General features: G+C 38.8%; 9 protein-coding genes. 4 read left to right on the top strand and 5 right to left on the bottom strand.

Annotation, left to right across the window (positions count from 1 at the left end):
• Nucleotides 1-644 precede the first annotated feature (644 nt).
• A complete protein-coding gene (locus EU510_RS14590) occupies nt 645-1,502 on the bottom strand; it encodes a tetratricopeptide repeat protein (protein WP_149594083.1) in 858 nt (285 codons plus the stop codon).
• A 111-nt stretch (nt 1,503-1,613) separates the two neighbouring features.
• Between EU510_RS14590 and EU510_RS14585 the strand changes: the two genes are divergently transcribed.
• On the top strand, nt 1,614-2,924 hold the full coding sequence (locus tag EU510_RS14585) for a M20 family metallopeptidase (protein WP_149594082.1): 1,311 nt from the start codon (nt 1,614-1,616) through the stop codon (nt 2,922-2,924).
• Between the two features lie 24 nt (nt 2,925-2,948).
• On the opposite strand, the gene EU510_RS14580 is transcribed toward EU510_RS14585, so the two are convergent.
• The 4 genes from EU510_RS14580 to pomA form a co-directional block, all read right to left on the bottom strand.
• Entirely contained in the window at nt 2,949-4,889 is a 1,941-nt protein-coding gene (locus EU510_RS14580) for a DNA topoisomerase III (RefSeq protein WP_149594081.1), read from the bottom strand.
• A 70-nt stretch (nt 4,890-4,959) separates the two neighbouring features.
• Complete coding sequence (locus EU510_RS14575) at nt 4,960-5,448, bottom strand: hypothetical protein (protein WP_149594080.1); 489 nt, start codon at nt 5,446-5,448, stop codon at nt 4,960-4,962.
• A gap of 152 nt (nt 5,449-5,600) precedes the next feature.
• Nucleotides 5,601-6,521: a flagellar motor protein MotB gene (locus tag EU510_RS14570; RefSeq protein WP_149594079.1), complete on the bottom strand. Its 921-nt coding sequence runs from the start codon at nt 6,519-6,521 to the stop codon at nt 5,601-5,603.
• Nucleotides 6,522-6,523: 2 nt separating this feature from the next.
• The gene (gene pomA / locus EU510_RS14565) at nt 6,524-7,291 is read right to left on the bottom strand and encodes a flagellar motor protein PomA (RefSeq protein ID WP_007587114.1); all 768 of its coding nucleotides are present in this window, start codon (nt 7,289-7,291) and stop codon (nt 6,524-6,526) included.
• 321 nt (nt 7,292-7,612) lie between these two features.
• Between pomA and EU510_RS14560 the strand changes: the two genes are divergently transcribed.
• The 3 genes from EU510_RS14560 to dxs all read left to right on the top strand — a co-directional run bounded on the left by EU510_RS14560 (nt 7,613) and on the right by dxs (nt 10,713).
• Nucleotides 7,613-7,855: an exodeoxyribonuclease VII small subunit gene (locus EU510_RS14560; RefSeq protein ID WP_002961738.1), complete on the top strand. Its 243-nt coding sequence runs from the start codon at nt 7,613-7,615 to the stop codon at nt 7,853-7,855.
• A gap of 2 nt (nt 7,856-7,857) precedes the next feature.
• Complete coding sequence (gene ispA / locus EU510_RS14555; RefSeq protein ID WP_149594078.1) at nt 7,858-8,745, top strand: (2E,6E)-farnesyl diphosphate synthase; 888 nt, start codon at nt 7,858-7,860, stop codon at nt 8,743-8,745.
• Nucleotides 8,746-8,850: 105 nt separating this feature from the next.
• Entirely contained in the window at nt 8,851-10,713 is a 1,863-nt protein-coding gene (dxs, locus tag EU510_RS14550) for a 1-deoxy-D-xylulose-5-phosphate synthase (RefSeq protein ID WP_149594077.1), read from the top strand.
• Nucleotides 10,714-10,716: the final 3 nt, after the last annotated feature.

Here is a 10,716-nt window from a genome sequence, read left to right as displayed (position 1 = left end):
GCCATGATCAAACTCTTCAATTAAAAAGTTTTATGTCTTTCGACAGCTCAATGAATTCTGAATTTTTTAATATCTTTCGATATTGAATTGACTGTGCCGAATAATTACCGAAATAACTATTCTGTTGGTCACTCAGTTTTCAATTGAGACTCTAATTTGTTTGCCTCGCTACCTAAGTAGGTTGGCTGTTAGAACTCAATCTGTACGAGTGCCCACACAGATGATTGCTTTATATTGTTAAAGAACGTTGCGATGATATAGTTAAACTTTATCTCGCTAGGGCTGCGCATATTACGCTTTCCTATTTTTTTGTCAATACTTAAATTTAAACTTTCTAAAAAGATTCAATCTAAGTTTTACTTAACACCCTGAGTAGTTCGTGCCTCGCTATGCGTTGGCGTTTCCCGTCTCAGTGGGGTCGCATTATAGGGAGCGGCGAATTTTACGCAAGCGTTATTTGCATAAAATAGTAATTAAAATTAAGCCCCAAGCAAGCACACATGATAAGCACAAGTTACCCACAAAAACCTGTTGATAACTCTTGTTTTTACATAGCTAAACCATGATAAAGCTTTTAATTAAAACCCTAAAAATGCAAAAAGCACCTTATGTAGGTGCTTCTCAAAAGTAATAGTTATTAGATTCTAATATAAAATACTATATAACTTGCGACGATACTTAGCTGCGAGTGCATCGCCATCGGGTAAAGAGGCAATAATTGCTAAAAAGCTTGATTTTGCTTCATTGAAATTCAGATCTTTTTGCAGCACGGTAAATAGTACATCCAATGCTTCTTCTTTTCTGCCAGCTTCATTGAGTAAAATACTGAGCTCTTCTTTTAATTCTAAGTCATTTGGGTACTTTTCTACCTGTTGTTGCTTTTCTTTAATCTCTGGTGAGTCTTTTGCTTCAAGCGCAGCTTCGCATTTTGCTTTTATATTATTAAAGTAAGCATCTTGCTCTTGTGCATCTATTGTATTTATAAGCGCTTGGGCTTCATCTACCTTGTGAATTTGAATACATATGTCTGCAAGCACTAATTTAATGCGTGCATTACTGCTGTCTATTTCATAAGCTTGCTTTGCATAATTAAATGCAGCATTTAAATCTGACTTTAATAACGCTTGTTTTGCTTGCTCTAACAGTAAGTCTTGTTGCGCAGGTAAATGCTTTGCTAGGGCTTCGCGTATTTGTGCCTCACTTTGAACACCTGCAAGTAAATCTACTGGTGCAGAATCTTTTAATAATACAAGCGTAGGCAGTGTTTGAAGGCCAACTTGTTGCGCAAGTTGAGAAGCAAGAGCTTGCTCTGCATCGCAATCTAGGTTTGCTACTACTATATAGCTTGCATATTCAGCCGCTACTTTTTCTAAAATTGCAGCCTGTCCGATACAGTCAGGACTTTGAGGAGAGAAAAAATTAAGCAACACCAATTTTTGCTGTGATGTTTCACCGAGTACTTGTTGAAGGTTTTGCGCATTAATACTAACTATGTTGCTCATTGAATTGATTGCCATATTCATCTATTTAGGTTTTTATATGGTGGTGAACATAATAATTACAAGTCATATACCTAAATCACTCGGTATACATATTCAACAATAAGGAAAAATATGAAATTAACTTACCTAAGTGCAATACTTTTATTAGCAAGCCCATTAATACAAGCAAATGGACTCGATCTGAATTTAAGCAAAACCATGCCTGCTATTGAAAAGTTTTACCTCGACTTACACCAATCCCCAGAGCTCTCTTATCACGAACAAAAAACAGGTAAAAAATTAGCAGATAGATTAACTCAGCTGGGTTTTAAAGTAACAAGTAATGTAGGTGGCTTTGGTGTTGTCGGCATTTACAAAAACGGAAACGGTCCAACCGTGATGATCCGTACAGACACCGATGGCTTACCTATTATAGAGCAGACAGGAAAGTCCTATGCCTCAAAAGTCAAAGTAATAGATGAGCACGGTGCAAAAGTAGGTGTAATGCACGGTTGTGGCCACGATATTCACATGAGCTCTTTTATTGGTACTGCTGAGCAATTAATAGTACACAAAGATCAATGGAAAGGCACTTTGATGATGGTTGCACAGCCCGCCGAAGAAGTAGGTGGCGGTGCTAAAGCCATGTTAGGCGAAGGACTATTTAGTAAATATGAAAAACCTGATCATATAATTGCTTTACATGTAAGCGCTAGCGTCCCCGCTGGTAAGGTATCAATGAAAAATGAATATACGATGGCAAGTGTAGATTCTGTCGATATTACAATTAAAGGTAAAGGTGGTCATGGTGCTTACCCGCATACAACTATAGATCCTGTAGTTATAGCTGCACGCACTGTACTTGCTCTGCAAACAATTACTTCCCGAGAACTGTCACCGCTTGAGCCTTCAGTTATTACTGTTGGGTCTATTCATGGTGGTTCAAAACATAATGTTATTTCGGATGAAGTAAAGTTACAACTCACTCTCAGAAGCTATAACCCCGATGTAAGAAGCGCTCAAATAGCAGCAATCAAACGAATCACTGCAGGTATTGCACAAAGTGCTGGATTAGATGAATCAAACTACCCTGTAGTATATGTACATGAAGATGAATCTATTCCATCTACTTATAATAACCCAGCACAAACAGATATTGTTAGACAGTCTATCGCAAGCGCAATTGGCGATACTAATGTACTTGAAACACAAGCTGTAATGGCTGGTGAAGACTTTGGCCTATACGGACGCACCAAAGAAAATATCCCTATTACCTTATTTTGGCTAGGTGGTGTAAACCAAGCACAATATGCAGATTCGATAAAAACAGGTGAGGTTCTCCCTTCCCTACACTCTAGTAAATTCGCACCTGATTATAAAGTTGCTATTCCTACCGGAATAAAAGCTATGAGTAATGCTGCGGTCGCTTTGTTTAATCAATAAAACGTTGTTTTAAATAGCTCAGCGTTAAGTTGCTGCTGAGCTATTTTTATAACTCGATTTTTTAGACGTTGCTTTCCCACTCCGTTTAGCAAAACGTTTTTTAGCTGAGGTTTTTGGTAACTTTGCAAATGCATTGCTATCGCAGTTTGCTGCTAATTGTACAAACCCATTTAAGTCTGCAAGTAACGGTTGCAAAAATTGCTGATAACTCATTACTTGCTGCGCGATATCACCTAGGCTCGATTCCCACTTTGCGGTTAAATCAGGACTCGCTAAACCTTGTGGTAATACGCTAATAAGAGCAAGTCCCGTTTCGGTCGCTCTAATTGACTTACCTTCACGTTTTAAAAAACGCCGCTTAAATAGCAACTCGATTATTCCCGCACGTGTTGCCTCCGTACCTAAACCATCAGTGTCTTTTAATACTTTTTTAATTTGTGGATCTTTAACATAACGACTAATACCGGTCATCGCAGCCAATAATGTAGCATCGGTAAAATAAGCAGGGGGTGATGTATGCTTTTCGACTACTTCGCCTTGCTCACAAAAAAGAGACATACCCTTTGTTAAAGGAGGTAACGTAGCTTCATCTTTTAATTCAGACTTACCCATTAACACCTTAAAGCCCAAACTTACATCTTGTTTTGCATTTGCTTTAAATAATCCGCCAGCGATTGTTATCTCTGCTTTAGTTTCGTTATATATATAGTCCGGATAAAACTGAATTAGGTAATGGCGGCTTATTAATTGATATACCTTCATTTCGTCACCGCTCAAACTCGCTGACTTTAACTGCTTAGCCGTAGGCACAATGGCATGATGAGCAGCCACTTTTGAATCGTTAAAACATTTACTACGCTTTTTTACATCAGCCCCGTTTACTAATTCACTACTTTGCCCACCATTAGCACTTATAGCTTTAAAAATAGCAGATGCATCTTGATGGTGATCTTTAGGTAAATAACGATTATCAGAGCGTGGGTAAGTAATTAGTTTATGACGTTCGTAAAGTATTTGGCAAATGTCCAACACCTTTTGAGCTGGCATACCAAATGCTTTAGCCGCATCTATTTGTAGGGCTGATAAGTTATACGGTAATGGAGCACTTTGTTTTTTTTGTTTTTGATCGAGTGAAGTAAGCTCAGCATTTTGCTTTGTAATGCGTGAAGCAACATTTTGTGCGAGTGCTTTGTTAAGTATTCGTCCTTCTTCATCTTGATGTGGCTCACATGCTTTACTAGGAACCCACTTAGCTATGAATGGCTGATTATCTGGAGTAAGTAAATGCGCCAATACATCGTAAAAAGGCTTAGGTACAAAGTTCGCTATTTCGTTATCTCTATTAACAACAAGACCTAAAATAGGGGTTTGAACCCGCCCTACCGAAAGCACATTACCAAATCCTGCTTTTTGCCCAGCTAATGTATATGCACGCGTTAAATTCATACCAAATAGCCAATCAGCACGAGAGCGCGCTAAAGCAGATACACTTAACGGAATAAAATCTCGATTAGAACGCATAGTACCCAGTGATTTTTTTACCGCCGATAAGTTTAAATCACTAATGAGTAAACGTTGCGCACTTTGTTTTTTAGCCTGACTTATTTTAGCTTCTTCTATTACTTGGTCGACCAGAAGCTGGCCTTCACGGTCTGGATCGCCAGCATGAATAAGTTGTGAAGCTTGTTTAATTAATTTTTTTAAAACAGTGAGCTGTTTGCGTGTTTTGGTTTTAGCTTTTAACTTCCACTGTTCAGGTATGATAGGTAAGTGTTTAAACTGCCACTTTTTAAAGCGCTCATCATAGTCATCGGGTTCTGCTTGTTCTAGCAAATGCCCAATACACCATGAGACACAATCGCCATTAGCAACCTCTATATAACCATCATGCTTTTTATGTGGTTTGGGTAAGGCGTCTGCAATAGCACGGCCTAGTGACGGTTTTTCTGCAATGTAGAGTTTCATAGCCTGCTCACCACTGTTTGTATAAACAGTAGTTTAGCACAGCTATTTTAAAGGAGGGAACTTTTTGTAACTATTGGCTAGCTGGGCTTTTTTTGTCTTTTGTTAAAATATAAATAAGCGGAAGATAACAAACAACAACGGTGCCTATATTAATAAATGGCAATAAGGTTTTATAAATGTATGTACTATAAGAAATATCCCATAAATGGCGGTCGACAACACGGAAAAGTTGTAAAATTGGTGCCATAATAACAACTAACTGGCCTACCACACATTGCCATAAATAAACTTTATCTTTTAAACCTAGATATGCAATAAGTGCCATCCAAGCAATGTCATTAAAAGCCCATACAAGATATCGATAAACATAAATCCCACTATCAAACTCTTTCAAGTAAGGATGAATAATGGTTCCATATAAAAAAAAAGCAGCTGTAATTAAAGCGAAACGCAGGGCCAAATAATCTTTTCTAAAATAAAAGATGAAAATAGCAGGGCTTAAAACAAACACCCAACTAGTATCTAATATTAATATAGTCGTTAAAAACCATTCAGGCATTAGAGTTAATCAAGTCTTTTTTTCATCTTCGTCATTACCGCCACCATTTCCTGGCATATAACTAAACTTATCGACCTTTTTCATAAACTATTCCATTACATTTGTTAAAGGAACCATACTTTATGATAAATAAGTGTGTTTGCCAATAAAAGTTATCTTACATCTATAGGAGCTGACTCTTTTGCTTTACCTTGTAATATAGATATTTCTACTCGGCGATTCCTGCGGCGATCTTCATCGGTGTCATTCGGTACAAGTGGTCGTGTTTCAGCTCGACCAACCACCATCATTCGGGTTTTATCAAATCCTTGGACTTTTTGCAGTTCACTTGCAACGGCTACTGCTCGCTTTGACGATAAATCCCAATTATTAATATATAACTCATTCGACACCTGAAAATCATCAGTATGTCCAGATACTGTTATTTCACCGGGTACATCTTTTAACAGCACACCAATATCTTGAATTATAGGTTTAAACTTAGGCTGTAAAAATGCACTACCTGAAGGAAATGAACCATTCTCTCTTATGCGAATAATAATTTGCTGCCCTAAAGACTCAAGCTCAATTGCGCCATCAATTATTTGTTTTTCAAGTTGTTGTGCAATTTTTTTAACAAGCTCGTTAGTTTGTTCCTGATCGGCTGCTGAAGTTGCTTGCTCTGACGATTGCTCTTGAGAAGTACTACGAGATTCCCCACCGCGTTTATCTCCGCGTTGCTCTTGCCTGCCGCCAGCTGAGCTTTCATCACCAGCCTGAAACTCTAACATTTGTTGAGTCATTTCGACTGTTTGCTGCTGAATGGTTTCTATTGGGGTTGGCTCTGGTTTGCCTGGGGTAAACTCCATGGCAATAACAGAGGTACCTTTAGGAATATCTTTCACTTCAATTTTATTCTGCACACCAAAAGCAAACTTCATAGAGCCCGCAATTTGTTTAAACTTAAGTACATCCATTTCTGAAAACGCAAGCAAGAGTACAAAAAAGCACATTAACAGTGACATTAAATCGGCAAACGTTCCCATCCATGCTGGTAGGCCTGGTGGTGGGCATTTGCACTCTTGATCAGACATAATTACTCCTCGGTATCTACTTTACGTTTAGATTCAGCTAAGTAATTTTTCAAAATACCTTCGATTACTTTTGGGTTTTGACCATCTTGTATACCTAAAATAGCATCCAAAATTAAACGCTGATTCATAGCCTCTTCGTCTTTACGCAGTTCAAGTTTTACCTGAATAGGAATTGCCACAACATTGGCTAAAAACGCACCATATAAAGTTGTTAATAGTGCTACTGCCATTGCTGGACCAATTGCCTTAGGGTCATCCATGTTAGACAACATTGCAACCAAACCAATTAGAGTACCAATCATGCCCATTGCAGGCCCTATATCAGCTAACGACTTAAATAAACCCGCGCCCAATTCATGGCGAGTCGTGGTTAGAGAAATATCTTTTTGAAGTGTAGCGCGAACTACATCTGCGTCGTGGCCATCAACGAGCATATCGACGCCTTTGCGCATAAAGGGGTTTGGAATTTCAGCTTCTTCGAGTGCTAAAAAACCGCCTTTACGAGCTGAATCCGCAAGCTCTACTGCTTTTTCGATAAGTATTTCTGGCGTCTCGATTTTAAACATAAACGCTTTGGCAACAACTTTACCTATCCCCAAAAATTGCGACATGGTGAAGTTTGATAAAACAATAAAGAGTGAACCACCAAATACAATAACCACAGACGGGGTATTGTAAAACATAGCCATTTCACCGCTACTACTCATAAACATAGACATGACAATTAAGCCAATTGCGCCTAGAATCCCGATTATGGTTGCTAAATCCACATTTCCTCCAGAAGTTTCATGCTTAATGGCCTTATCATAAATTTTTATTATTAACTGCTTATCGGCAACATATTGAATTGCTTAAGCCATTTTTATAAATAAACATAAAAAGCAGCCTTTAGCACTATTTTAGATCAAGTTATAAGGGCTACCTAATTATCAATTGATTTATTAAACCAACAGACCGCTATTAAGGCTTTATTAATGCACTTGAAATATAATTTAACGTTATAAAGGTAAAAAACCCATATCATCCTTTGACCTAGTTTAGCATTCCCCCTAAAATTGACCCCTAAATTTATTATGTAAGCTGAAATAAAGATGGCGACTAAAAAACCTGAAAACTTAAGTTTCGAACAAGCACTAGAAGAATTATCTACAATCGTTAGTGACATGGAACAAGGTGACTTATCGCTTGAGCAATCGTTAAAGCAATTTGAGCGTGGAATTGCATTAGCAAGTGCTTCATCTGGGAAATTACAGCAAGCAGAACAAAAAGTATCAATTTTGATGGGAAATGGCGAAAAGTCAGTACTTACAAATTTTGATAATGATATGGAATAGTTGTGAGCATAAAAAATCATATTGAACGTGCTCAAAAAGATGTAGTAGCGACCTTACAACAGCATTTTAAACAACCTCTCGATACAGAAGAAACTGTAAAGAACGCCACCCAGTATGGATTATTTAATGGCGGTAAAAGATTACGTCCATTTTTAGTCTATGCCACAGGTAAAATGCTTGGCGCAAACCAGCAAGACTTAAATGTACTTGCTGCTGCAATTGAGTGCATTCATAGCTATTCGTTAGTTCATGATGACTTACCAGCTATGGACGATGACGACTTACGCCGTGGGCGCCCTACTTGCCACATAGAATTTGGCGAGGCAAATGCAGTTTTAGCGGGAGATGCTCTACAAACGCTTGCCTTTGAACTTATTGCAAATCATAAATTTGAATGCTCATCGCAAGTACAAGTAAAAATGATTGCTACACTTGCCCACGCATCAGGCCTTCAGGGAATGGTTGGTGGCCAAGGCCTTGATATAGCAGCAACTGATAAAGTCATTACCGTACAAGAGCTGGAGCGAATACATAAACTAAAAACCGGGGCTCTAATTAATTGCGCAATTACACTTGGTGCACTGTGCAGTGAAAAGGCTGATCAACAAACCTTAGAAAATTTAAGCGTTTTTGGGTATGCTATAGGGCTGGCGTTTCAAGTACACGACGACATTTTAGATGTTGAAGGCGATACGGTTACTTTAGGTAAACCACAAGGCTCCGATATTGCCGCGAATAAAGCGACATATCCGGCGTTATTAGGTATGCTAGGCGCTAAAGAAAAGGCGCAAAATTTAATACAACAAGCCCATGAAGCGTTGGCTAATATAGATGCTGACACAACACTTCTTGCGTCGCTAGCAAATTACCTAATTGAGCGTGACCACTAATTTTTGCTCATACGTATTGCAATTAGCACTGACATTATTACTCAACATTAATTATTCGTAAAAGCTTTGGATTAATTAATGTTAGCGAAGGATATATATAAAACCATGACACTTGATAGTAGCAAGTATCCATTACTTAATTTGGTTGACGAGCCAGCCCAATTGCGTGATTTAGCGCAAGACAAACTCCCTGCATTTAGCAATGAGCTGCGCGATTATTTACTCAACTCAGTATCGCAAAGTAGCGGTCATCTAGCGTCTGGTTTAGGGACGGTTGAACTAACCGTTGCGCTGCATTATGTTTATAACACTCCAGACGATCGTCTAGTTTGGGATGTGGGTCATCAAGCTTATCCACACAAAATCCTTACAGGTCGTCGCGACCAAATGCACACTATTCGTCAAAAAGACGGTTTACACCCTTTTCCATTTCGCGATGAAAGTCAATACGATACGTTTAGCGTAGGCCATTCAAGCACGTCTATTTCAGCTGCCTTAGGTATGTCTATTGCCGCCCAAAAAGAAGGCAAAGGTCGAAAATCTGTAGCCATTATTGGTGACGGAGCTATAACCGCAGGCATGGCATTTGAAGCGATGAATCATTTAGGTGATGTAAAATCAGACATGCTTATTATTTTAAATGATAACGAAATGTCGATTTCTGAAAATGTTGGCGCATTAACAAATCACTTTGCCCGAATTTTATCAGGTAGCTTTTATACTAACATTCGTGAAGGTAGTAAGAAGTTACTCTCAGGTGTGCCTCCGGTAAAGCAACTTGCCAGTAAAATGGAAGAGCACATTAAGGGTATGATGATCCCGGGGACCTTCTTTGAAGAATTAGGCCTAAATTACATAGGCCCAATTGATGGTCACGATGTAAACATGCTTGTAGATACATTACGTAATATGCGTAATTTAAAAGGCCCACAGCTTTTACATATAAAAACGCAAAAAGGTAAGGGCTACAAACCGGCTGAAGCCGATCCTATTGGCTACCATGGTGTACCAAAATTCGATCCGAGCACAACTAGCCTACCAAAATCTAAACCTAGCGCTGCTACTTTTTCAAAAGTTTTCGGCGATTGGTTATGCGATATGGCAAAGCAAGACAGCAAGTTAATGGCTATCACGCCTGCAATGCGCGAAGGTTCAGGCATGGTACGTTTTTCTAAAGAGTTTCCAGATCAATACTTTGATGTGGCCATTGCAGAGCAACATGCAGTTACTTTAGCTGCTGGTTTTGCCTGTGAAGGTTTAAAACCTGTTGTTGCTATTTACTCAAGCTTTTTACAACGTGCGTATGACCAATTAATACATGATGTTGCACTGCAAAACTTACCTGTATTATTTGCCATTGACCGCGCTGGTATTGTTGGAGCCGATGGTGAAACTCACCAAGGTGCGTACGATCTAAGCTTTATGCGCTGCATTCCAAATATAATAATTATGGCACCAAGCGATACCAACGAGTGCCGCCAAATGCTATACACCGGTTATAAAGCAAATTGCCCAGTTGCAGTTCGTTACCCTCGAGGTAGTGCCGGTACTGCAGACATTGAAAACACTATGCAACTGCTTGAAATAGGTAGGGCAGATACAATTAAGAAAGGCAGTAAAATTGCCATTTTATCGTTCGGTACATTACTTGAAAACGCACAGCTTGCTGCAAATGAATTAGATGCAACGCTTGTTAATATGCGTTTTATTAAACCTCTTGATACTGCTCTATTAAATGAGCTTGCGACTAGCCACGATGTACTAGTGACACTTGAAGATAATGCGATTGCTGGCGGTGCCGGCTCTGCAGTTAACGAATACTTAGCAACACTAAAGGCTAATATTAATATTCTTAACTTAGGTATTCCTGATGAGTTTATTAAACACGGCACACAAGATGAAATGCACGATGAAATGGGATTAGGTGAGCAAGGAATATTAACCGCTATTAAAGCGTTTATTAATTAACTT

Origin of the sequence: Pseudoalteromonas sp. FUC4 (assembly GCF_008370255.1) — a bacterium.
Classification (GTDB): Bacteria; Pseudomonadota; Gammaproteobacteria; order Enterobacterales; family Alteromonadaceae; genus Pseudoalteromonas.
The sequence above is the reverse complement of the archived record's forward strand: the minus strand, read 5'-3'. Positions and strand labels throughout refer to the sequence as shown.

Coding starts and splice junctions, on each gene's coding strand:
- EU510_RS14590 (WP_149594083.1), bottom strand. CDS start 1,502: ATGAGCAACATAGTTAGTATTAATGCGCAAAACCTTCAACAAGTACTC.
- EU510_RS14585 (WP_149594082.1), top strand. CDS start 1,614: ATGAAATTAACTTACCTAAGTGCAATACTTTTATTAGCAAGCCCATTA.
- EU510_RS14580 (WP_149594081.1), bottom strand. CDS start 4,889: ATGAAACTCTACATTGCAGAAAAACCGTCACTAGGCCGTGCTATTGCA.
- EU510_RS14575 (WP_149594080.1), bottom strand. CDS start 5,448: ATGCCTGAATGGTTTTTAACGACTATATTAATATTAGATACTAGTTGG.
- EU510_RS14570 (WP_149594079.1), bottom strand. CDS start 6,521: ATGTCTGATCAAGAGTGCAAATGCCCACCACCAGGCCTACCAGCATGG.
- EU510_RS14560 (WP_002961738.1), top strand. CDS start 7,613: ATGGCGACTAAAAAACCTGAAAACTTAAGTTTCGAACAAGCACTAGAA.
- dxs (WP_149594077.1), top strand. CDS start 8,851: ATGACACTTGATAGTAGCAAGTATCCATTACTTAATTTGGTTGACGAG.